The organism is Ramlibacter sp. AN1015 (genome assembly GCF_037726105.1).
Lineage (GTDB): Bacteria > Pseudomonadota > Gammaproteobacteria > Burkholderiales > Burkholderiaceae_C > Ramlibacter.
The window spans coordinates 110,391-133,220 of sequence record NZ_JBBJUM010000002.1 but is presented as its reverse complement, the minus strand read 5'-3'; the positions used below and the strand labels follow the sequence as shown (position 1 = coordinate 133,220).

General features: G+C 69.2%; 21 protein-coding genes. 8 read left to right on the top strand and 13 right to left on the bottom strand.

The annotated features are described in order from the left end of the window. Positions 1-5 precede the first annotated feature (5 nt). The 5 genes from WG922_RS03440 to WG922_RS03420 are packed head-to-tail and all read right to left on the bottom strand — an operon-like array spanning position 6 to position 3,250. Complete coding sequence (locus WG922_RS03440) at positions 6-572, bottom strand: PilX N-terminal domain-containing pilus assembly protein (RefSeq protein WP_340280699.1); 567 nt, start codon at positions 570-572, stop codon at positions 6-8. After that, positions 569-1,612, bottom strand: coding sequence for a PilW family protein (locus WG922_RS03435; protein WP_340281161.1), 1,044 nt, complete (start codon positions 1,610-1,612; stop codon positions 569-571). The genes WG922_RS03440 and WG922_RS03435 overlap by 4 nt, the downstream gene beginning before the upstream one ends. An 11-nt stretch (positions 1,613-1,623) precedes the next feature. Next, the gene (gene pilV, locus WG922_RS03430) at positions 1,624-2,283 is read right to left on the bottom strand and encodes a type IV pilus modification protein PilV (protein WP_340280697.1); all 660 of its coding nucleotides are present in this window, start codon (positions 2,281-2,283) and stop codon (positions 1,624-1,626) included. After that, positions 2,283-2,804, bottom strand: coding sequence for a GspH/FimT family pseudopilin (locus WG922_RS03425; protein WP_340280695.1), 522 nt, complete (start codon positions 2,802-2,804; stop codon positions 2,283-2,285). Before WG922_RS03425 ends, pilV begins: the two co-directional genes overlap by 1 nt. Then, positions 2,789-3,250 carry a type IV pilin protein gene (locus WG922_RS03420; RefSeq protein WP_340280694.1) on the bottom strand — a complete coding sequence of 154 codons (462 nt, stop codon included), beginning with the start codon at positions 3,248-3,250 and terminating at the stop codon, positions 2,789-2,791. The genes WG922_RS03425 and WG922_RS03420 overlap by 16 nt, the downstream gene beginning before the upstream one ends. Before the next feature lie 297 nt (positions 3,251-3,547). On the opposite strand from WG922_RS03420, the gene WG922_RS03415 reads away from it, so the two are divergent. The 3 genes from WG922_RS03415 (at position 3,548) to WG922_RS03405 (ending at position 5,538) form a co-directional block, all read left to right on the top strand. Beyond that, on the top strand, positions 3,548-4,051 hold the full coding sequence (locus WG922_RS03415; RefSeq protein WP_340280693.1) for a DUF411 domain-containing protein: 504 nt from the start codon (positions 3,548-3,550) through the stop codon (positions 4,049-4,051). A gap of 249 nt (positions 4,052-4,300) precedes the next feature. Beyond that, positions 4,301-4,696 carry a response regulator gene (locus WG922_RS03410; RefSeq protein ID WP_340280692.1) on the top strand — a complete coding sequence of 132 codons (396 nt, stop codon included), beginning with the start codon at positions 4,301-4,303 and terminating at the stop codon, positions 4,694-4,696. 53 nt (positions 4,697-4,749) lie between these two features. Beyond that, the gene (locus WG922_RS03405) at positions 4,750-5,538 is read left to right on the top strand and encodes a helix-turn-helix domain-containing protein (RefSeq protein WP_340280691.1); all 789 of its coding nucleotides are present in this window, start codon (positions 4,750-4,752) and stop codon (positions 5,536-5,538) included. Positions 5,539-5,560: 22 nt separating this feature from the next. Here WG922_RS03405 and WG922_RS03400 read toward each other — a convergent pair whose 3' ends face one another. Genes WG922_RS03400 through WG922_RS03390 form a run of 3 tightly spaced genes read right to left on the bottom strand, consistent with a single transcriptional unit; the run spans position 5,561 to position 10,200 of the window. Further along, a complete protein-coding gene (locus WG922_RS03400) occupies positions 5,561-7,534 on the bottom strand; it encodes a hybrid sensor histidine kinase/response regulator (protein WP_340280690.1) in 1,974 nt (657 codons plus the stop codon). After that, positions 7,531-7,986, bottom strand: coding sequence for a response regulator (locus tag WG922_RS03395; protein WP_340280688.1), 456 nt, complete (start codon positions 7,984-7,986; stop codon positions 7,531-7,533). Before WG922_RS03395 ends, WG922_RS03400 begins: the two co-directional genes overlap by 4 nt. Positions 7,987-7,995: 9 nt before the next feature. After that, entirely contained in the window at positions 7,996-10,200 is a 2,205-nt protein-coding gene (locus tag WG922_RS03390) for an ATP-binding protein (RefSeq protein ID WP_340280686.1), read from the bottom strand. A gap of 277 nt (positions 10,201-10,477) precedes the next feature. On the opposite strand from WG922_RS03390, the gene WG922_RS03385 reads away from it, so the two are divergent. From WG922_RS03385 to WG922_RS03375, 3 genes are read left to right on the top strand one after another with little or no spacing between them, the layout of a single operon-like run. Continuing rightward, positions 10,478-10,918 (top strand): universal stress protein, encoded by a 441-nt coding sequence (locus tag WG922_RS03385; RefSeq protein ID WP_340280684.1) that lies wholly within the window; start codon positions 10,478-10,480, stop codon positions 10,916-10,918. Positions 10,919-10,925: 7 nt separating this feature from the next. Next, positions 10,926-12,305 (top strand): oxygen-independent coproporphyrinogen III oxidase, encoded by a 1,380-nt coding sequence (hemN, locus tag WG922_RS03380; protein ID WP_340280682.1) that lies wholly within the window; start codon positions 10,926-10,928, stop codon positions 12,303-12,305. 7 nt (positions 12,306-12,312) lie between these two features. Further along, on the top strand, positions 12,313-12,990 hold the full coding sequence (locus WG922_RS03375; protein WP_340280681.1) for a sulfite exporter TauE/SafE family protein: 678 nt from the start codon (positions 12,313-12,315) through the stop codon (positions 12,988-12,990). Positions 12,991-13,002: 12 nt separating this feature from the next. On the opposite strand, the gene gloA is transcribed toward WG922_RS03375, so the two are convergent. The 4 genes from gloA to WG922_RS03355 form a co-directional block, all read right to left on the bottom strand. After that, the gene (gloA, locus tag WG922_RS03370) at positions 13,003-13,401 is read right to left on the bottom strand and encodes a lactoylglutathione lyase (RefSeq protein WP_340280680.1); all 399 of its coding nucleotides are present in this window, start codon (positions 13,399-13,401) and stop codon (positions 13,003-13,005) included. Positions 13,402-13,459: 58 nt separating this feature from the next. Beyond that, positions 13,460-14,323 (bottom strand): hypothetical protein, encoded by an 864-nt coding sequence (locus tag WG922_RS03365; protein WP_340280679.1) that lies wholly within the window; start codon positions 14,321-14,323, stop codon positions 13,460-13,462. A gap of 255 nt (positions 14,324-14,578) precedes the next feature. Continuing rightward, on the bottom strand, positions 14,579-15,385 hold the full coding sequence (locus tag WG922_RS03360; RefSeq protein ID WP_340280678.1) for an SDR family NAD(P)-dependent oxidoreductase: 807 nt from the start codon (positions 15,383-15,385) through the stop codon (positions 14,579-14,581). A 318-nt stretch (positions 15,386-15,703) separates the two neighbouring features. After that, positions 15,704-17,413 (bottom strand): DEAD/DEAH box helicase, encoded by a 1,710-nt coding sequence (locus WG922_RS03355; RefSeq protein ID WP_340280676.1) that lies wholly within the window; start codon positions 17,411-17,413, stop codon positions 15,704-15,706. A 252-nt stretch (positions 17,414-17,665) separates the two neighbouring features. Between WG922_RS03355 and WG922_RS03350 the strand changes: the two genes are divergently transcribed. Then, positions 17,666-19,891: a DUF1631 family protein gene (locus tag WG922_RS03350; protein WP_340280675.1), complete on the top strand. Its 2,226-nt coding sequence runs from the start codon at positions 17,666-17,668 to the stop codon at positions 19,889-19,891. 162 nt (positions 19,892-20,053) lie between these two features. Beyond that, positions 20,054-21,715: an energy-dependent translational throttle protein EttA gene (ettA, locus tag WG922_RS03345; RefSeq protein WP_340280674.1), complete on the top strand. Its 1,662-nt coding sequence runs from the start codon at positions 20,054-20,056 to the stop codon at positions 21,713-21,715. 41 nt (positions 21,716-21,756) lie between these two features. Here ettA and WG922_RS03340 read toward each other — a convergent pair whose 3' ends face one another. Next, a complete protein-coding gene (locus tag WG922_RS03340; protein ID WP_340280672.1) occupies positions 21,757-22,785 on the bottom strand; it encodes a P1 family peptidase in 1,029 nt (342 codons plus the stop codon). Positions 22,786-22,830: the final 45 nt, after the last annotated feature.

Sequence of the window (22,830 nt, the reverse complement as noted above, 5' to 3'; positions counted from 1 at the left end):
TCCGTTCAGCAGCTGGTACCGGTAGGGACGAAGAGCGAGACACCCTGGGTGACGCGCGCTCTCACGTTGCTCGAAAGCGCGCCACCGCCGGCGGCGCCGGTGGATTCGCCCTGCACCTCCCATAGTTGGAGGCTGCACCACGATTGCGCGGTGCCGATGGGCGCACCGCCCGCGTTCACCTGGCCGCTGTTGATCATGGAACCCGAGGCCAGGCACTCCGGGCGGATGTTCGGGAAGTCGTTGTAGATCGGCGTGTTGCTCTTGCAGCCCGGGGTGGCGACGGCGACGGAGTAGTCCGCGTTCGTGTCGCCGTTCACATCGACCGGGCGGACGGCCGCTGCCGGTGCGATGGTGAAGTTCTGGCTGATCACCTCTTCGATCACCTGCTGCGCGGCGGCGATGGATTCGTCCATCACCTGCTGGTTGCCGACGATGCGCAGGTTGCCGGTGTTCGTCCGGATGGCCGAGACGAGCAGCAGCGTGAGGATCACCAGGATGATCATTCCGATCAGCAGCGAAAAGCCGGACTGGCGCCGCGGCGAACGATGGGAGGAAGTGCGGTGGCGGGTCATTGGGTTGCCCTTCTGCCGCCGACGTTCACGAGTCGGACGGTGTCGGAGTAGACGTGGCGCTTGAAGGCGTCGTTGAGCGGGCCGACGCGGGCGGCGCCTCCGAGGTCATAGGTCTTGGTGTCCACATGGCCCGGGCTGGGCTCGACATTGCGCGCCAGCATGTTGAAGCGGACCGCGACGGCGCGGCTCCAGTCCGCCAGGGTCGCTGGCAGCGCGACATAGGTGTCGGCAAATCCGTCGTTGTCCTGATCCAGCCCGTAGTCGAGTTGCAGGTCCTGGATACCCTCAGCAAGCGGCACGATCGCGTAGTTCGTGGTGGCGCCGGTGGCACTCAGCTCGAGTCGCTTCAGCGTCGGGATCGGGCGGCCGTTGTCGTCCGAGGCGGCACAGGTGCTGCCATTGGCCATGTCCTTGCAGGGACTCACGAAATAGACCTGAACGACCAGCCTGCGAAGTTCCACCGGAGCGTTCACGAGAACGCTGGTGTTGTAGAGCAGCGGAAAGTTGGCCGCAGTTGCATTCGCGGCGGTGTTTACGGCGACCGCCGTTCCGGTCGCCTGCAGATACATGCGGCCCCCGGCATCCGCTGCCGCCGTTGCGATGGTCACGGCATTCGTGTCGGCGCGCCGCACCACGAGGATGTCGGTGTTGCTCACGTAGTTCGCGTTGGGAATGCAGGCAGAGATCGGTGATCCGCTTGCTCCTGCGAACCCCTGCACCGGCATTCTCAACGCCGCCGTCAGGGCTGCCACCGCGGTTTCGCAGGCACCGGGAGCGGCGGTGGGCGCGGGCACGTCGAAGTAGTTTCCGTAGAAGCCGGCATGCTGGAGCGCATCGCGCAGCACGCGCGAAGCATGCCGCCCGCTCTCCATCGCCTGCGTCGCCTTGGACATCTCGTCGCGCGTCGTCGCCTGGTTCAAGAGCAGGAACAGAAGCCCGCCGATGACCATGAGGTTCACGACCAACGCGACCATCAGCTCGATCAGCGTGAGGCCGGCCTGCTGACGCCGCCGCGGCGCGCGTGGGTGGATGGATGGCATCGACTGTCTGGTCATAGCGTGTTGTTGATGGCGCCGATGCGGAAGGTGAGGCTCACCGTGCGGCGGGTGGTCTCGTCGCCGTACTCGTTGTTGCCGCAGGGAGCGGCAGGAGCTGCGGTGGGGCCGAGCCCCTGCCATGCGACCGTGATCGTGTAGATGCCCGTCCCGGGCAGGACGTTCGCGAAGGGTGTCGTGTCGGTGAGTTCCGTGCCGGCTGCATAGCTGATGCAGCCCCGCGCGCCGACCATTGCGCCGATGTCGGCAGCGCCGGCCGTGCGCTCGGCAACCCCCTTGAGGCGCGCGTCCCAGGCGTTCAGGTCGACCACGACCTGTGCGATCTGCGTTGCGGTGGGGCCGACCGCCACGCAGGCGGGGAATGCCGCCGAGGCCGTACCGGCGAAGGGGCTGCCGGCCGTCGGGCTCGTCGGCACCGTATTCGTGGTGATGACGTAACAAGGCGCCGCGGGCCGATTGGCATTGATGCGCTCGTACATCTCATTGAGCAGCAGCAGCGCCTGGCTGCGCTGGTACGACTCCATCTCCGAGCGCTGGCTCTGGATCATCATGCCGGCCAGGGCGAGCAGTCCGAATGACAGCACCACCATGGAGATCAGCACCTCGATGATGCTGAACCCCGATTGCGGGCGGCGTTTCAGGACAGGTCCTTGCATCAGCATGCTCCCTTCTTCGTGCCGGGACGGCCATTCAGATCGATGGAGACGCAGCGGGGCACGGACGCACCGGTGCTCGTGAACTGAAGCCGGGGCGCGTCGCCGGTGATGCGGCCGGAGCCGTCGTACGTCACGCCGGCGCAGCCGGTCCCTGCAGCGGTGCAGGTCACGGTCAGTTCGGCGGACGACTGGTTGGTGATCAGCGATGTACCAGGCGTGACGACGACCACCTCCCAGCCGGTGTTCCAGTTGGAGCCCGTCACGGGCCGGAGCACGACGGCTTCGTTTCGCTTGACGGCCTCGCTCCTGGCGTTGGTCAGCGCCGCGGCCAGGTCATAGCTGGCGTTCTTGACGCGTTGCTGGGCCGTGTAGCCGCGCAACGAAGGCGCTGCGAGCGTCGCCAGAACGGCGACCACGGCAAGCACGACCATCAACTCGATCAGCGTAAAGCCCGCCGATCTCGATGCCGATGCGACCGGTGCGTGAGAGGTGCGCATGGCCACTTTCAGCGATCCCAGCACGCTTCACGCGTGCCCGTGCCGCCTGCGACACCTTTGACGCCCTGCTCGTCGTAGGTGAGGTTGCCGCAGAACCCGTGCTTGGCATCATTGGCAAGCTGGTTGCCCAGCGGACGGGCGCTCAGCACGTAACGCAGAGGCGCGCCGGCGACCGGCTCGATGCAAAACCGGTAGACGCCCAGCAACTCCTGCGGCACGTTGAGGCGAAGTGCTCCAAGTCCAAGCTGGTCGCAAGCGACCGTGTCGAACGCGTAGCTCCGCGCGTCCAGCAGGAAGCGTTCCTGGGCATTCGCGATAGACAGCAGAAAACTCTGAGCCGCCTTGCGATGGGCCCGAACGCCGTACTGCACATAAGACGGGTAAGCCACCGCCGCGAGGATGGCGATGACGGCCACCGTGATCATCAGTTCGATAAGCGTGAAGCCGCGCTGGGCGTGGCGCTTTGACATGAGGGCGTTCCTTCCGAGGCTTGCGGACTACTGACAAGCTAGTGAAGGGGAACTTAGCCGCTGAGCCAGGCCCAAGCTCGGCCATTTCGATAAACGGCTGAGGCAGCCGGACGAGCGGCACGGGCTGAGTCCGAAAGAATTCATTTGCTCTGTGGTACGGATGAGATAGGCGGGGGAGGGCGCCGGCCCGCGTGAATCGCGGGAGGGGAACTTCAGCCCATCCGGCAGGTTCGATTACCCCTGCCAGCCACCCTCGGCGCGCCGCGCCGGCATGATCTCGGCGACCGGAGCCAAGCAATGAACCAAGTGACATCCCGCGCGCAGCGCCTGCCCCGCCGCACCTTCCTGGCCGCCGCTGCGGCCTTCGCCCTTCCTGCGGCCGCCCAGGGCAGCGGCGCGCCGCGTCCCGCCGTATTCGCCGAAGTCTGGAAAGACCCGAACTGCGGCTGCTGTGCGGATTGGGTCAAGCACCTCGAAGCCAACGGCTTCAAGGTCAAGGTCAACGACAGCGGCAACGGCGCCATGCGCGGCCGCCTCGGCGTGCCGGCGCAGTACGGCTCGTGCCACACCGCACTGATCGGCGGCTATGCGATCGAGGGGCACGTGCCCGCGCGCGACATCCACCGCCTGCTGCGCGAGAAGCCGCAGGCCGTGGGTCTGGCGGTGCCCGGCATGCCCGTCGGCTCGCCCGGCATGGACGGCGCCATTTACGGCGGGCGCAAGGATGCCTACGAGGTGCTGCTGCTGCAGCGAAGCGGCGCCCCCCGCGTCTGGCAGGCGTATCCGGGCGCGACTGCCTGAGCGCTACGGGGACCGCGGCTGGCGCCGCCGAGGGCGCGACCGCCGCTCCACTCGGGCCTGGAGCACGGGCCTGGAGCACCGGCCCGGTCGATAGCGTGCCAGCCACGCCCGCAGTAGCGGCCCGCCCACGCCCTAGGACGATTCCTAGATGTGCCCGGAATTCTCCCCCGCGCCCAACCGGATGAATCCGAGGCGTCAATTCAGCCGGCGCCGATAGGCCGTCGGGACGTGCGCGGGCACAGTCTCGCCATGGCTTCGCAACCCGCTCCCCGTGTCTTCCTGGCCGACGACTCCGGCATGATCCGCTCGCGTCTCGCGGCCCTGCTGGACACCCACCACATGACCGTGGTCGGCCAGGCCGCCACGCCCGAAGGCTGCATCGACGGCATCCTGGCCTCGCACCCGCAGGTGGTGGTCCTCGACGTCCAGCTCGAGGGCGGGACCGGGCTGCAGGTGCTGCGTGCCGTGCGCAGCGCCGCACCCGACATCGCTTTCGTCGTGTTCAGCAACAACGCCGGCCCGGCCTACCGCAAGCGTTACCTGGGCGAGGGCGCCGCATTCTTCCTGGACAAGAGCCGCGAGTTCGAGCACCTGCCCACCGCGATCGCCGAGGCCGGTGCCGGCCTGGCTTTCCTGCCGCATTGAACGTCCGCGCCGTGCGTCCACCGACTTCCCCCAACCTCCCGAGAGCCGCCATCATGACCCTCGACACTCCGACCGCTCCCGTGCGCATCGTGCCCCGCGGCGCTTCCCTGTCCGCGCTGCCTCCGGTGGCAACGCCTGCTCTGAAGACGCTGTGCTCGAACTGCCACCTGCGGGACATCTGCCTGCCCTGCGGCATGGCGCATCCGGATGTCGCCCGGCTGGACGGATTGCAGTTCGGCCGTCGCAAGCTGAAGGCGGGCGACGAGCTGTACCGCGGCGGGGACCGCTTCCAGTTCATCTATGCGGTGCGCACGGGCACCTTCAAGTCCAACCTCATGCTGGCGGACGGGCGCGAGCAGGTCTCGGGCTTTCACATGGCCGGCGAGCTGATGGGCCTGGACGGCGTGGCCAACGGCCGCCACGCCAGCGCCGCGGTGGCGCTGGAAGACGCCGAAGTCTGCGCCATCCCCTACGTGCACCTCAACGAGCTCACGAGCGGCAGTGCCGACATGCAGATGGTGATGGCACGCCTCATGAGCCGCGAGATCGTGCGCGAGCACAGCCTGATGATGCTGCTGGGCAGCATGAACGCCGAGGAGCGCGTGGCCGCCTTCCTGATCAACCTGTCGCAGCGCATGAAGGCACGCGGCTACTCGCCCAGCGAGTTCCACCTGCGCATGTCGCGTGCCGAAATCGGCAGCTACCTGGGCATGAAGCTCGAGACGGTCAGTCGCACTTTCTCGGCGTTCCAGCAGCAGCGGCTGCTGGAGGTCGATAAGCGGCACATCCGCATCGTCGATCTCGAGGGCCTGCAGCGCGCCTTCGAGCCCAGCGTGCATTGAGGGCCTCGCGCCCTCGCGGCGGTCAGCGGGCCAGCGCTTTCTGGAGTGCTGCGTGCACCGCCTCCGGGTGGGCCGGCTTCACCAGGTGGCCGGAAAAGCCCGCCATGGCCGAGCGCCTGAGGTCGGGCGTGGCGCCATAGCCGCTCAGCGCCACCACCGGCAGGCGGGGGCTGAGGACACGCCCGATCTCTATGCCGCTGCCGTCCGGCAGCCCGAGGTCGGTCAGCACCACGTCGAATTCATCGCGCTCGGCCTTCTGCAGCGCCTCGGCGCATGTGGGTGCGTGGGTGACCTGCCAGCCGAAGCTCTCCAGGCACAGGGCGATGGTTTCAGCCGCGTCGAGGTTGTCTTCGACCAGCAGCACCCGCTGGCCGCCGCCTCCGCCGCCGCCCGCGCGCGGGGACGGAATGGACGACACGACGCCGTGCTCGGCCGCCGCGCTTGGCTGCAAGCCGAGCCGCAGGGTGAAGGTGGCGCCGCGGCCCGGGCCGTCGCTGGCGGCCGAGATGTCGCCGCCATGCTCGGCCACCAGGCCGCGCGCGATGGCCAGGCCCAGCCCGAGGCCGCCGAAGCGGTTGGAGACTTCACGGTCGGACTGCTCGAAGGCCTCGAAGATGCGCGACAGTGCCTGGGTGTCGATGCCGATGCCGGTGTCGGTGCACTGCAGGATGAAATCACCGCCTTCGCAGTGGCTGCGCAGCAGGATGCGTCCGCCGGTCGGCGTGAACTTGACGGCGTTGCGCACGAGGTTCCACACCACCTGCTGCATGCGCGCCTCGTCGCCGTCGATCAGCGCGCAGGGCGCGGCCAGATCCAGCTCCAGCGTCAGCTGCTTCTCGCGCACCTGCTCGTCGAGCATGTCGGCCACCGCGCGGGAGACCTTGTGCATGTCCACGGTGTCGATCTTCAGGTTCAGCTTGCCGGCCGAGATGGCGGTGAGGTCCAGCAGGTCTTCGATCAGGCGCGACTCCAGGGCGATGTTGCGCTGGATCATCGGCAGCAGGTTTCCGAACTTCTCGGGCACGGTCGCCACGCGTTCGAGCAGGTGGGCCGCGGTGGCGATGGGAGCGAGCGGCGTGCGCAGCTCGTGCGACAGCACGGCCAGGAAGCGGTCCTTGGCCTGGTTCGCGCGCTCGGCCTCCTCCTTGGCCTTGCGCAGCGCCTCGGCGTCGCGGTAGTCGGCGGTGGCGTCGCGCAGGATCTTGCAGAAGCCCGAGGCCCGTCCATCGTCGCCGCGCAGCGGTATCAGGATGCCTTCGGCCCGCAGGCGCAGGCCGTCGCCGCGCAGCAGCCAGCGGTTGTCGTCGGCCTTTCCGGTGCTCAGCGCCTGCTGCAGCTCCTGCTCGGGAACGCGTGCCGCACGATCCTCGGGCGTGAACAGGCGGGCGATCGGCGCGCCGATGATGTCCTTGGGCTGCAGCCGGAAGATCTCGGTCGCACCGCGGTTCCACGCCCGCACCTCGCCGTGGAGGTCCAGCAGGATCACCGCGTAGCCGCGCAGTGAATCGACCACGCGGGCATAGACGTCGTTCGCCTCGCGCAGCCGCACCTGCGCCTCGCCGCGCGCGTTGCGCTCGGCCACTTCGCGCAGCGCCCGATCGACCACCAGCGGCAGCCGGTTCAGGCGGCCCTTGCTCACGTAGTCGGTGGCGCCGCGCTTGAGCATCTCCACGGCGTTGTCTTCACCGATCACGCCCGAGACGAAGATGAAGGGCGTGGCCGGGCTGCGTTCGCGCGCGAGCGTCAGCGCCTGCTCGCCGCTGAAGCCGGGAATCTCGTAGTCGGACAGCACGACGTCCCAGTGACCGTGCTCCACGGCCTCGGTGAAATCGCGCTCGTTGTTGACGACGGCCAGCAGCGCCTGCGGGTAGCTCAGGAGCAGGCTTTCGCGCAGCAGTTCGGCGTCGAAGCGCGAGTCTTCGAGCAGCAGCACTCGCAAGGCGCCGTGTCGTGCGGCGGCCGCAGCTGCGCCGGAGGCGTCGGGCGCGGACGTCATGCGGTGCGCCTGGCTTTGGCGGAACCGGGCGGCGGTTCGTTGAGCACGGCCCAGAAGATGCCAAGGTCGGCGATGGCGGTGACGAACTGCTTGAACTCCACCGGCTTCACGACATAGGCGTTCACGCCCAGTTCATAGCTGCGCACCACGTCCGCCTCTTCTTCCGACGAGGTGAGCATCACCACCGGCATCGAACGCAGCGAGGGCGTCTCGCGCACTCTCTGCAGCACCTCGAGCCCGTTGACCTTGGGCATCTTCAGATCGAGCACGACGACCGCAGGATTGCCTTCCGCACGCGCGGCGTACTCGCCCTGGCGAAACAGGTAGTCCAGTGCCTGGGCTCCGTCGCGCACGACGATCACCTCGTTGGCCAGCTGGCTGCGCTCCAGCGCGATCAGCGTCAGCTCCAGGTCGCGCAGATCGTCTTCGACGAGCAGGATGGGTTTGAGCATGAGGGGTAATCAGTCCTTCGGATTGCTATGCGGCGCGCGGTCTGCGGCGACAGGGGGAATGACGAAGCCGAAGCGGGCGCCCTGATCGGGCTGTCCTTCGGCCCACACGGTGCCGCCATGCCGCTCGATGATGCGCCGCACGCTGGCCAGTCCGATGCCGGTGCCTTCGAAATCCTCGGCCTTGTGCAGCCGCTGGAAGACACCGAACAGCTTGCCGACGTACTTCTGCTGAAAGCCGACGCCGTTGTCGCTGACCATGATGCCGGCGCCCTCGGGGCGGCGCACGGCGCAAACGCGGATCTGCGGCACCTCGCGGTGGCGCGTGTACTTCACCGCGTTGCCGATCAGGTTGCGCACCACCACCTGCATCAGGAACGGGTCGCCCCACAACGCAGGCAGGCCATCCTCGATGTCCCAGGCGATGCGTGCGCCGCCTTCCTGCCGAGCGAATTCGGCAGCGAGCTCGCGCACCAGCAGCGACATGTCGATGCTGCCGCGCCGGAGTTCGGCGCGGCCCATGCGGGAGAAGTCGAGAAGCGCGTCCACCAGCTGGCCCGCATAGGCCGCGGCGTGACGGACATTCGCGAGGTAGCGCAGCGACCGCTCGCTCAGCTGCGCACCGTCGGATTCCTGCACCAGATCGACGTAGCCCGCGATGTGCCGCATCGGCGCACGCAGGTCGTGCGAGACGGTGTAGGAAAAGGCTTCGAGCTCCTTGTTGACGCGGCCCAGCTCGGCGGCCACCTCGGCCATTTCTTCGGCGCGCCGCAGCACGATGCCGATGAGCGCGTGGCGCAGCTCAACCGAGGCGGCGATTTCTGCCGCGCCCCAGGGCAGCGAGCGGCCACGCACCTGCTCCTGCCAGGCGGCGAAGCTGCGCCTCGGGTGCAGGCGCCCCTGGGCATCGACGTGCTTCGCATGCGGCTCGCCCGCCCAGCGGATCGTCTGCACCTGCTCGGGGCGGAACCACAGCACCATGTGCTGGTGCACCTGCGAGATCGAGATCGCCAGCACGCCTGCAGCCACTGCCTGCCACTCGGCTGCGGGGGCGAACTCCTGCGCCAGCCGGTCGTTCGCGAAGCTCGATGCGCCGCGCTGCGCAATCCAGCGCGCCAGCGCCAGGATCTGAGCCGTCCGGGGCGTCTCGCCCGTGGTCCAGCACTGGTCGTCCAGCACCACCGCCGCACCACCCGCGCGGGCGAGCCGCAGCAGCGGCACCGGCTCGTCCACCAGGCGCTGCAGGGTCGCGTCGCCGTCAGCCAGGTGCGAGACGATCTCCAGCGTGAGCTTGCGCAACTCCAGGCGCGTGGCGACGTCGGCCGTGTTCTCCATCGCCTCGATCTGCAAGGACAGCAGGCGCCCCAGGTGCTCGCAGGCGGCGCGCGTCTCGAAGCTCAGGTGGCGAGGCGCGTGGTCGTGGCAGGAAATCAGGCCCCAGAGCCGGCCGCCGACCACGATGGACACCGACATGGAGGCGCGGGTGTCCATGTTGCGCATGTACTCCAGATGCACGGGCGAGACGCTGCGCAGGGTGGCGAAGGACAGATCGAGGCTGCGCGGGTCCCACTGTGCATCGGCACCGCGCAGCGGGACGGGCTCGTAGTGCGCATCGGGAATCAGGCGGATGGTGTTCAGGCAGTAGAGCGCCCGCGCCTGCGTCGGCACGTCCGAGGACGGAAAGCAGTGCTTCAGGTACGACGGATAGGACGGCTCGCATGCCTCGCCGAGCACGTGACCATGGCCCTCCTCGTCGAAGCGGTAGACGAGCGCGCGGCCGAAGCCGGTCAGCCGCTTGATCTCGGCCGCGGCAGCTTCGGCCAGCACTTCGACCGAATCGGCTTTCTGCAGGTGCGGCAGGAAGCTGCGCGCAAGTTCGTAGATGGGTGCCCGGATGCCGCTCTGCGGCGAGCAGGGCTCGAACTCGACGACGATGTGCTCGCCGCTGCGGTGCGCGCTGGCATCCATCGCCTTCCCGTCGATATCGAGGGTGCCGACCGGCGCGGGAGGGGCGGACGGCTCCAGCGCCTCCAGCGAACGCGGAAGCTGCGCCAGCGCGGCCAGGGCGCTGCGCTGCTGGGGCCAGTTGTCGCTCCAGGCCAGCAGGGCCGCCGACGCGGAAAGCACCAGCATGCGGCCATGCGGCTGGATGGCGCCTGGAACGCGGATAGGCTCGTCCGCGCATTGCTTGAGGTCAGGCGAATGGTCTTGCTTCAATGTCTGGGGCTCCGGTGCGTCCGGAGCCGAGGGCCCGGGCGCGTTCCCCGGCCGGGCGCCGGCGGACTCTGCAACTCACGCGAAAATTGCTCGCAAAAGCCGCGCAGCATGCCAGAAACTGCCGACCCGTCGGGTAGGACGCGGACTACGTTCGTATGTATAACGTGCCCGTCGCGGGGGCGGGGCCGCGCAGCCCACTGTTTGATACACGTCAATGCGCGGTGCGGCGCCTCGGCGCACCATTGGGGCATTGCCAATTTCCACAGCGAGGTTCCCCATGTTCAAGCGCATCCTGCTCGCAACCGACGGCTCCGCCGCTTCCGAGAACGCAGCCCGGACGGCCGTGGAGCTCGCACGCGCGCACGGCGCTCGGCTCACCGCGGTGTACGTGGTCGATCCGTATCCCTATCTGGGTATCGGCGAAGCCAATCCCATGGGCTTCGACGCCTACATGGCCGCCGCGCGCGACCATGCGGCGCAGGCCCACACCCGCGTCACGCAGCTGGCCGGGGGCCCCGGCGAGGCACTCGACGTGCAGCTGCGGCTGGTCGAGGACGTGAGCGCGCTGGACGGCATCCTGAACACTGCCCGGGACGAGGGTGCCGACCTGATCGTGGTCGGCTCGCACGGGCGCTCCGGCGTCGGCCGTGTGTTCCTGGGCAGCGTGGCGGGCAAGGTCGTTGCGCAGTCCAAGGTGCCGGTGCTGGTGGTGCGCTGAGGACGGCATGACATCGGTTTCGCCTGAACTGCTGCGGCGCTTCGATATCCAGGGGCCGCGCTACACCTCGTATCCCACGGCCGACCGCTTCGTGGAGGCGTTCGGCAGCGACGACTACGCACAGGCGCTGCAACAGCGCTGCGGCGGCCGCGCCTCGGTGCTGCCGCTCTCGCTCTACGTGCACGTGCCGTTCTGCGCCTCCCTGTGCTACTACTGCGCGTGCAACAAGATCATCACGCGCCACCGCGAGCGCGGCGCGCAGTACCTGCACTACCTCGCCCGCGAGATCGACCTGCAGGTCGCGCACCTCGGCGCCGGGCAGTCGGTGAGCCAGCTGCACCTGGGCGGCGGATCGCCCACCTTTCTTTCCGATGACGAGCTCGGCCAGCTCATGGCCATGCTGCGTCGCAGCTTCGAGCTGGTGCCCGGCGGCGAATACTCGATCGAGGTGGATCCGCGCACCGTCGATGCCGGCCGGCTGCAGGCGCTGGCGAAGCTGGGCTTCAACCGCATCAGCTTCGGCGTGCAGGATTTCGACCCCGAGGTGCAGAAGGCCGTGCATCGCGTACAGCCAGCCGAGCAGGTGTTCGCACTGGTGGAGGAGGCGCGGCGCATCGGTTTCGAATCGGTCAACGTCGATCTGATCTACGGGCTTCCCCGGCAGACGCGCGACTCCTTCGCCCGCACCCTCGCACAGGTCGGGCAGTTGCGGCCCGATCGCATCGCCCTCTACGCCTACGCCCACCTGCCCGAGCGGTTCAAGCCGCAGCGCCGCATCGCGCCGGCCGAACTGCCGGACGGCGCATCCAAGCTGGGCATGCTCGCCGCGGCGCTCGAAGCGTTCCAGCAGGAGGGCTACGTGTATGTCGGCATGGACCACTTCGCCCTGCCGCAGGATCCTTTGGCCGTGGCCAAGCGGCAAGGCCGGCTGCATCGCAACTTCCAGGGCTACAGCACCCAGCCGGACTGCGACCTCATCGGCCTGGGCGTGTCCTCCATCGGACGGGTCGGCGCCACCTACAGCCAGAACGCGAAGACCATGGAGGAATGGTGCGACCTGATCGACCAGGGTCGGCTGCCGGTCACGCGCGGGCTCGCGTTGACCCGCGACGACCTGGCGCGGCGCGCCGTCATCATGGCGCTGATGTGCCAGGGCCAGGTGCTGTTCGAGTCCATCGAGCTGGCCTGGATGCTGGACTTCCGCAGCTATTTCGCCGCCGAGCTCGAGCTCCTGGACGAGCTTGCCGGGCAGGGCCTGGTACGTATCGACGAGCGCAGCATCCAGGTGACCGGCGAGGGCTGGTTCTTCGTGCGTGCGGTCGCCATGGTGTTCGACCGCTACCTGCAGGCCGACCGCCATCGCGCGCAGTTCTCGCGGATCATCTGAGCGCCCCATGAGCACCTCGCTGGCGATGACCGCGCTGCTGATGGGCCTCGCTGGCGGACCGCACTGCGCTGCCATGTGCGGTGCGGCCTGCGCCGGGGTGACGCGGGGCGCGGGCGTGTCGCCACGCCGCGCGGCGTGGTCGTTCCAGGCCGGCCGCCTGGCCGGCTACGCCGTTGCCGGCGCCGCGGCTGCCAGCGCTGTGCAGGGTCTCGCGTGGCTGACCGCGAACGCAGCGCCACTGCGCCCCGCCTGGACCGTGTTCCACCTCGGGGTGCTCGCCTGGGGACTCACCCTGCTCGTGCTGGCGAGGCAGCCTGTCTGGGCACAGCTGGCTGGCCGTGCGGCCTGGGACCGGGTGCGGCCGCTGGTGCGCCGCTCGGGCGGCGTGTTCGCGGCGGGCGCGCTCTGGACGTTCATGCCCTGCGGATTGCTGTGGTCGGCGCTGCTGGTGGCGAGCCTCACCGGCGACGCGCTGCAGGGTGCCCTGTCGATGGCGCTGTTCGCCGCGGCCAGCAGCCTCGGACTGATCGCCGGGCCGCTGCTGCTGGCGCGCGTGCGGTCGCTCGGCAACCGCCTGCGCGGTGACTGGGGCACGCGCGCCGCCGGCGGCCTGCTCGCTGGGGCGGCCGTGTTCGCGCTGTGGATGGATCTGGCCGAGCGCATCGCCTTGTGGTGCGGGATCTAGGACCGCCCGTTCTCAAACGGGTAGCTCGTTCTTGCGTTCGATGAGCTCGATCTTGTAGCCGTCGGGGTCGGCGACGAAGGCGATGACCGTGCTGCCTCCCTGAACCGGCCCCGGCTCGCGGGTGATGGTGCCGCCGGCCGCGCGGATCGCCTCGCAGGTGGCGTGCACGTCGGCCACGCCCAGTGCGATGTGTCCGTAGGCCGTGCCCATCTCGTAGCGGTCTACGCCGTGGTTGTAGGTGAGCTCGATCTCGGCCTGTTCGGGGTTGCTGCCGTAGCCGACGAAGGCCAGCGAGTACTTCTGTGCCGGACGCTCGGTGGTGCGCAGCAGCTTCATGCCGAGCACGCGGGTGTAGAAGTCGATGGAGCGTTGCAGGTCACCGACCCGCAGCATGGTGTGCAGCAGTCTCATGCCGGTGATTATCGGGCGGCCGTGCAGCGCCGGGCGTGGGGTCGCGCCGCAGCACACCTCAGAAGGTGAGCCCGGCTTTGCTGCCCAGATAGTGCTCGAGCACGGACAGTTCGGACTCGTCCGGTGCACCCTTGCCGGTGGCTACCGCGTAGACATGTCCGCCGAATCCCTCGTTGGGGAAGTAGCTGCGAAAGCCCCATCCGATCAGCAGCTGCGCGAAATTGCTGGGTGCGAAGTCCGCGTGCGCCTGCGCTACCTCGACGCCATCGACCCGCAGCAGCTGAAGGCCGGGCCGTGCACACATCGCCACCACCACCGGCCGATCGGGCGCGAGGGTGACGGCGCTGGTGAGCACGACGCGCTGGCCTTCGGTGTCGATCCAGCGGGCTTGCGGGCGATTATTCGAGAGGGCCATCTCGGCCGCGTGTTCGCCCTGGGCCTTGGACGCCTGGAACACCACGCCGCTGTGGCCGCTGCCGGGCACGCTCAGCGCGACCACGATGAAATGGGGGTCGTGCAGGTGGTAGGGCACCCGCACCGGCGCCAGCGGGAGAACCCCCGGCTGGCTGGCGGGCCGGCGGCACCAGAACCCCCAGGTGTTGCGGGCACTGTGGTCCGAACAGGCGAAACCGTTGACGCGGCGCATCACCGGCGGCAGCACGCGTGCGCCGCGGGGCTGCCGGGTATCGACCCAGTTGAGCATGTCCATGGATTTCCTGCGGCCGCCGGTGTCCGGCACCGAGCGCAACGGCTCGCCGATCTGCGCCGGCCCGACGGCCTCGTCGCCGCCGCTGGTGCCGTCGGCCATCTCCCACTTGCTCGCCCCGTAGCGCGCCAGGACGTCCTCGGCCTCTTTCGGCGGTGCCAGCTCGGGTGAGGGCGGAAACGCGGTGGTGCTGCTGGAAAAGCCGGGGCGGCGCATGTCGGAAACGGCTAAGGATGAGACAAATCCGATGCTAGTAGGACCGCGCCGACATTTGTAGCGTTCTGCCCACAGAACGTAAGTAGGCTGCACGGACGCCGCCTCGCCGTGGGTGGCAAAAAACCCTGCCCATCCAGTAGCGGGCCGCAGCAGCGCTGGATAGCGCTTACCCGGCCAGCAGGCGGAAAGTTACGTATGGAAGCGCCCGCGGCCGGCTGGTGTTGCGCCGCCCCGACGGCTGCGCAGCCAATCTCGTCAGGCCTCTACGGTGTAGTTCAGCGCCGTTCGGCCGCCATCGACCACCACGATTTCTCCGGTCACATAGCTGGCGGCGTCGCTCGCCAGCCAGGCGACCACATCGGCGACCTCGGCGGGAGTGCCCAGGCGGCGCAAGGGCGTGCGGCTGAGGATGCGCCTGCGGGCGTCTTCGCTGGTCAGCACCGCCTGGGCCGCCAGTTCGGTGGCGATGGTCCCCGGGGCCACAGCGTTGACGCGGATGCCCCGGTCCGCGAGTGCCAGCGCCATGGCGCGCGTGAGCTGGTTCACGCCACCCTTGCTCACGTTGTAGCTGGCGATGGAAGGAATGGCCATGGAGCCATTGACGGAGCTCATGTTCACGATCGCACCGCGTCCGGCACCGGCCATCACGCGTGCAACCGCCTGGCCCATCAGGAAGGCGCCCTTGAGGTTGACCCGCAGTACCGCATCGAAATCGGCCTCCGTGACGTCCAGGAAGTCGGCGGCCCTGAAGATGCCTGCGTTGTTCACCAGCACGTCGATGCGGCCATGGCGTCGCACGATCTCCGCGACGCAGCGGGCAACCTGCGCCTGGTCACCCACGTCGCAGTGCACATAGAAGGCGCCGATCGCATCGGCCAGCGCCTGGCCGCGGGCGTCGTCGATGTCGCAGGCCACCACCTGTGCACCGTCCTGCGCGAGCCGCCGGGCGCAGGCCTCTCCGATGCCCTGGGAAGCGCCCGTAACGAGGCAGACGCGCCCGGCAAGGCCGAAGGAGATCGGGGAGGCGTTGGGCGAAGAGGAGGCAGGAGCGGGCGTGGACATGCCCGAGATGGTAGTGGCGCGCGAGGGCGCTTGGACGTATGCGCGATGCCGCGTCGCGGCTGGCAGAACGGCTGGCTTTGGGGCGCGCCGCACAGAGGCAAGTAACCGGGACGCCCGCCCGGCGAGAACCGGCCGCACGGCAGACGCAAAAGCAGCACAGCGGCAGTCCGTGGGCCGCCGCTGTGCTGCGTTGTGCCAGGTTCGGTTCGGCGGCTGATCGATCGACGAGCGTCCGATCAGCCGCTTCGAGGAACGGCAGAGTTAATGCGAATCGGCCGCTCAGCTAATTGGCGATCAGCCGATCAGCCGATCAGCCGATCAGCGTCCCCAGTTGCGACCGCCGCCGGTTCCGCGGCCGCCACCGCCGCCGCCCCGACGACCGCGGCCGCCCATGCTGTCGACGCTGGTGCGCAGCGGGTCGGGCTGGCCGTCGGTTGGCCGCACGGGAGTCGGGTCACGCTGCACGAAGGGGCTGGCGTTGTGATGCGCGCCCATGCGCGGCTGTGCTTCGCCCTCGGGTCGGCGCGGGTGCTGGTGCGGGTGCTGGTGCGGGTGCTGGTGCGGGTGCTGCGGTCGGCCGCCTGTGCGTGCGCCGCCACCCGCCTTGTGACCGTTGGCCGAACCGAGGCGCGCATCCTGCGAGCGCTGCTGCGGTGCTCGGGGCTGCTGCGCTGCACCGGTGGCACCGCGACCGGCGCCATTGCCGCCACGACCGCCGCCACCCCCGGCGCCGGCGCCGGCGCCCTTGTTGTCGCGGATGCGCTGCATCATCTCCTGGCGGGCCGCCTTCGCGGCTGCCGCCATCACTTCACGGCTCGGCGGCTTGCCGGCGCCGCCCCAGATGGTCTGGCGGCCCATGGCGATGGGTTCGGCGCGCTCGCCGGGTTCGGGGCCGAACCCTTCGATGAGCTGGGAGACGATCTGCTGCTTGGTGAAGCGCTCGATCTCCTGCATGAAGCCTTCCTCGTCCAGGCAGACCAGGCTCACGGCTTCGCCGCTGTTGCCCGCGCGCCCGGTGCGTCCGATGCGGTGCACGTAGTCTTCCGGCACGTTCGGAATTTCGTAGTTCACCACGTGCGGCAGCTCGTCGATGTCGATCCCGCGGGCAGCGATGTCGGTGGCCACGAGCGCCCGGATCTCTCCGGTCTTGAAGCCCGACAAGGCCTGCGTGCGCGCACCCTGGCTCTTGTTGCCGTGCAGCGCCATGGCGGTGATGCCGTTCTTGTTCAGGAATTCGGCGACGTTGTTGGCGCCGAACTTGGTGCGGGTGAACACCAGCACCTGGCTCCAGTCGTGCTGCTGGATGATGTGTGCGAGCAGTGCCTTCTTCTTGCCGCGGCCAACCGGGTGGACCACCTGCGTGATGCGCTGGACGGTCGTGTTGCGCGGCGTGACCTGGATGCTCTGCGGATTGCGCAGCAGACCGTTGGCCAGCTCGCGGATCTCGTCGCTGAACGTCGCGGAGAACAACAGGCTCTGCTTGTCGCGCGGCACCAGCGCCAGCACTTTCTTCACGTCGTGGATGAAGCCCATGTCGAGCATGCGGTCGGCTTCGTCCAGCACCAGGATCTGCACCGTGGAGAGATCCACGAAACCCTGCTGGATCAGGTCGAGCAGGCGGCCGGGGGTGGCCACGAGGATGTCCACACCTTTCTTGATGCGGTCGATCTGGGGGTTCATGCCGACGCCGCCGAAGATGACGGTCGAGCTCAGCTGCAGGTACTTGCCGTAGGTGCGGATCGACTCTTCGACCTGGGCCGCGAGTTCGCGGGTGGGCGTGAGGACGAGTGCGCGGATGCCATAGCCACCGAACTTGTTGGTGGCGCTGCGGCTCATCGAGAGCTTGTGCAGCATGGGAAGGGTAAAGGCGGCGGTCTTGCCGGTGCCGGTCTGCGCGCCGGCGAGAAGGTCGTGCCCCTCGAGCACGGCGGGGATGGCCTGGGCCTGGATCGGAGTGGGGGTTTCGTATCCCTCCTCGCGGACAGCCTTCAGGATGGCGGGAGCCAGTTTCAGTTCTTCGAAATTCATGCAGTGTGTGTGCGCCGTACCGAGGCGCATGGGATCGGCCAGTACCGGTGCGTCGCACCGGGCCAGTTGAGGCTGATCAGTTGGGGGGTGGGAGCCAGTCGGCCGTGGGCCGCGTCGTCCCCAGCAGGACTGCTGGTGCCGCACGCACTGGTTGCGCGGCCCGGGCATTGTCGCACGGATCACACGCGCTCGCGGGCATGGCGCGTCTGGGGACAGGCCTGGGCGAACGGATGTGCTGATAATGGCTGGACCATGGCCAAGCTCCTGAACCTGCGCTGGGGTGTCTCGGACGATCCCGCCGTCTTGCAGCCTTCCTTGCAGGATTGCCTGGAGACGCTGCTGTCGCGGTGCGAACTGCTGGCGGCCAACGTGATCGAGGGCCTGCTCGTCGGCAGCGAGGCGCAGGGCCCGCGCCGCAATCCGGCGCTCCAGCAGCCCGTGGTGCGCACCGCCATCGAGGCCCTGCGGGCCGGCCAGGCGCAGGTGTGCAGCGACTTCCGTGCTGCCCTGACCCGGCTCGTGTATGAGGGCGGCGGCAGGGACCAGCGCACGAAGGAGCCGCTGCGCTTCGACGATCTGCACCTGCTGGACGACAGCACGCTCGACGAGAGCATCGAGCAGGCGCGCGCCGAGCAGGAGGTCGCGCGCATGGTGGACGACGTGCTGCCGCCGCTGGACGCGCTGGTCAGCACGCTGCTCGGCTGGCGTACCGTGCAGCCCGGCCTCAACCCCGTGCGCCCCGAAGTGTTCGTGCAGGCGCTGCAGGCGAGCCTGTGGTCGCGACTCGCCGAGCCGGCGGTGCGCGAGGCGCTCGTGGTGCCCTGCGCAGGCCTGCTGGGCGTGCAGCTGCGCACCCTCTATCGCGAGATGGCCGACTGGCTGGGGTCTACCGGTGTGGAGCCGGCCCCGCCCGCAGCAGGTCGCAGGGGTGCGGCCGTGGCCGACTCCCCCGTCAGCCGCTCGGTTGCCAAGACGCTGCTCACGCTCGAGCGGCTGCGCAAGCTGCTGGCCGGCGATTTCGATGCGCCGTCCACTCCCCCGGAGTTCCTGCACACCGTGCCGGCCTCCTTGTCGCTGCTGCAGGAAATGGGGCAGGTCGATGCGCTGGTCCAGCGCCTGGAGCAGGCGCGCGCCGAGCGCGGCGACGGGACCGCTGCCGTTCATGCGCCGGCTGCGGTCGAGTCGCCTCGCCTGGGGCGCCAGCTGGGCGAGCAGGTGATCCGTCTCCTGTTCGACAACCTCGCCCGCGAAGGAAGGCTGGTGGCCGAGTACCGCCGGCAGCTGCGCGTGCTCGAACCAGCCATCGTCCGGCTGGCGGAGGACGACTCGCGCTTTTTCAGCGACCCGCGACATCCCGCCCGTGAGCTGCTGCAGCAGATGACGCAGCGCAGCATGGCGTTCTGCAGCGAATCCGATCCGGGCTGGCAGCAGTTCGTCGCCAGCATCGAGGCAGTGGTCGCCCGGCTGGCAGCCGCCGATGCCCCCGAGGCAGCGGAGTTCGGCTCGGCGCTCGCGCAGCTGCAGGAGCAATGGGAGCGCCACGACGCCGTGGCGCTTCGCCGCCGCGAGGAGGCGGCGCGCGCGCTGGTGCATGCCGAGCAGCGCAACCTCCTTGCACAGCGGCTGGCCGAGGAATTCGAGCAGGTGCTGGCGGGCACCGAGGTGCCGGAGTTCGTCGCCGATTTCCTCAAGACTTCGTGGTGCCATGTCGTGGCCGAGGACAAGCTGCGGCGACTCGACGGCGCAGACGACGCGCTGGGGCTTCGCGCGCTGGTGGACGAGCTTGCATGGAGCGTGCAACCCGCGCCGGCCCGACGCGGGCGCCTGCAGCGGCTGGCCCAGCTGATTCCCGGGATGGTGGCGCGGCTGCGCGTGGGCATGCGCAGCATCGACTACCCGCCCGAGCTGGCCGAGCGTTTCTTCGAGCGGCTCGGCGCCCTGCACGCCAGTGCTCTCAAGGATGGCCGCGATGCCGCCTCGCGCAGCGCCGCGGAGCAGGCGCGCGAGGCGCCTTCGGAGTTCGGCCCCAGTGCATTCGACGATGCCCAGGTGTGGCTGGCCCCTCAGGAGGCGCAGGAATCGGGCTATCTCGAGCCGCAGCCCGACGCGGATCGGGATCGGGAGCGGGATCGGCAGCCGGGCCCGGCTGCGTCCGATGCTGCCGAGCCCGCCGACGCGCCGGCGCAGCCGGCCGCTGCACAGACGGGCGAGCTGCCCGCGATCGGCGCCTGGGTCGAGCTGCAGGTGCAGGGCAACTGGGAGCGCGTGCAGCTGAGCTGGGCCAGCCCGCACCGCACGCTGTTCATGTTCACCTCGCCGCGCGGCAGTGCACATTCGATGTCACGCCGCACGCTCGAGCGGCTGCAGTCCGGCGGGCAGCTGCGGATGGTGGCGGACCGCAGCCTCGTGGACGAAGCGCTCGACCAGGTCGCCCGGGCCGCTCTGCGCAACAGCATCGAACCCGGCGACGCGGCCTAGATTGCCCAGGCCAGGGGGCGCGGCAGCCCGGGGGCACGATAATGCCGGGTTGTTGTACCGCGCGGCCCGCCCGCGCCGGGGCCTGCCACCGCAGCGCGCGGCCCCGGCATCGCATCCACGGCCCTACGCACCACCCCCCACACACGACCCGATTACACGCACATGGCCCAATACGTTTTCACCATGAACCGCGTCGGCAAGATCGTTCCGCCGAAGCGCCAGATCCTCAAGGACATCTCCCTTTCCTTCTTCCCCGGCGCCAAGATCGGCGTCCTGGGCCTCAATGGCTCCGGCAAGTCGACGCTGCTCAAGATCATGGCCGGCATCGACAAGGAGATCGAGGGTGAAGCCACCCCCATGCCCGGGCTGAACATCGGCTACCTGCCCCAGGAGCCCAAGCTCGATCCCGAGCACACCGTGCGCGAGGAGGTGGAGGAGGCCATGGGCGAGGTCAACGCCGCAAAGGCCCGCCTCGAAGAGGTGTACGCCGCCTACGGCGAGCCCGACGCCGACTTCGACGCGCTCGCCTCGGAGCAGGCCCGCCTGGAGGCCATCATCGCCACCGCCGGCACCGACTCCGAGCACCAGCTCGAGATCGCGGCAGATGCGCTGCGGCTGCCGCCCTGGGAAGCCAAGGTCGGCCTGCTGTCCGGTGGCGAAAAGCGTCGCGTGGCGCTGTGCAAGCTGCTGCTGTCCAAGCCCGACATGCTGTTGCTCGACGAGCCCACCAACCACCTCGACGCCGAATCGGTCGATTGGCTCGAAGTCTTTCTGCAGCGCTATCCGGGCACCGTGGTGGCCATCACCCACGACCGCTACTTCCTGGACAACGCGGCCGAGTGGATCCTCGAACTCGACCGCGGCCACGGCATTCCCTACAAGGGCAACTACAGCACCTGGCTGGAGCAGAAGGAGGCGCGCCTCGAGCAGGAGCAGCGCACCGAGGACGCCCGCACCAAGGCCATGAAGAAGGAGCTGGAGTGGGCGCGCCAGAACCCGAAGGGCCGGCAGGCCAAGAGCAAGGCGCGCCTGGCCCGCTTCGAGGAGCTGTCCGACTACGAATACCAGCGCCGCAACGAGACGCAGGAGATCTTCATCCCGGTGGCCGAGCGCCTGGGCACGCAGGTGATCGAGTTCAAGAACGTGAGCAAGTCCTTCGGCGACCGGCTCCTGATCGACAACCTGAGCTTCAACATCCCGGCCGGCGCCATCGTCGGCATCATCGGCCCGAACGGCGCGGGCAAGTCCACGCTGTTCAAGCTGATCGCGGGCAAGGAGCAGCCCGACTCAGGCGAGGTGGTGATCGGCCAGACCGTGAAGATGGCCTTCGTCGATCAGCACCGTGACGTGCTGGCCGACGACAAGACCGTGTGGGAAGACGTCTCGGGCGGGCTGGACATCATCACGGTGGGCAAGTTCCAGATGGCCAGCCGCGCCTACTGCGGCCGCTTCAATTTCAACGGAGGCGACCAGCAGAAGAAAGTGGGCACGCTCTCGGGTGGCGAGCGCGGGCGCCTGCACCTGGCCAAGACGCTGATCGCGGGCGGCAACGTGCTGCTGCTGGACGAGCCGTCCAACGACCTCGACGTGGAAACGCTGCGCGCGCTCGAGGACGCACTGCTCGAATACGCCGGAAGCGTGCTGGTGATCAGCCACGACCGCTGGTTCCTGGACCGCATCGCCACCCACATCCTGGCGGCCGAGGGCGACAGCCAGTGGGTGTTCTTCGACGGCAACTACCAGGAGTACGAGGCCGACAAGAAGCGCCGCCTGGGAGAGGAAGGCGCCAAGCCCAAGCGCATGCGCTACAAGGCCCTGAAGTAACCGGGGAGGCTTGCCGCCCGCTGCGCACGGGCGGCAGTCCTTCAGGGCTGCTGCAGTTCCCGCGCCGACGGCAGGTGCAGCCCGCCGATCCGCAGGCTACGCGCCGCCAGCACCGCGCGCACCGTAGCGCGCGCAGTCGCCTCGGCGGCCATCGTCGCCAGCACCACCATGCCGGGCTGCCCCCTCGCCTGCGACTGCCCCGTCGCCAGGGCGAACAGCGTGTCTCCATCCGACACCGTATGGACCGGGTTGATCGCCCGGGCCAGCCCGTCATGGGCCACCTGCGCAAGCCGCTGGGCTTGCGCCTTGTCGAGGGTGGCGTCGGTGGCCACCACGCCGATGGTGGTGTTCGCCGCTGCGAGCAGCGCCTTGGGGGGCACCCCCGCCAACAGGGCGCGGCGCGTATCGACCAGGTGGCGGCCGTCTTCGCTTCGGGCGCCCGCGAGGATGGCGCCGGTGTCCGGATCGATCACGTCGCCGAGCGCGTTGCAGGCGACGAGCGCGCCGACCGTGATGCCGCCGACGCGGCACGACGCGGTGCCGATGCCGCCCTTCATCGCGCGGTCGATGCCGAAAACCTTGCCGATCGCCGCGCCGGTGCCGGCGCCCACCGCCCCTTCCGCCGGCGCCGCCGTGCCGGCCGCGATGCAGGCGGCGTAGCCGGCGGCGGCATCAGGACGGATGGTGCCGTCCCCGACCATCAGGTCGAACAGCACGGCCGCGGGCACGATGGGCACGCGCACGGGGCCGACGGCTTGTCCGATGCCGCGCTCCTCCAGCCAGCGCATCACGCCGCCAGCGGCATCCAGTCCGAACGCGCTGCCACCCGCCAGCAGCACGGCATGCACCTGCTGCACCGCATTGCCCGGCGCCAGCAGGTCGGTCTCGCGCGTGCCCGGGGCGGAGCCGCGCACATCCACGCCGGCCACCGCGCCGCCGCGCGCGAGCACCACGGAGCAGCCGGTCGGCCGGCGGGTGTCGGTGTGGTGGCCGACCTCGATGCCGGCAACGTCGGTAATGGCGCCGGCGGGGCGGTCGAGCAGGGCCTGCAGATGGGAGGCGGATGGCATGCGGAGCGGGTGGAATGCGGAGGCTCCGCATTGTGGCCGAGCACG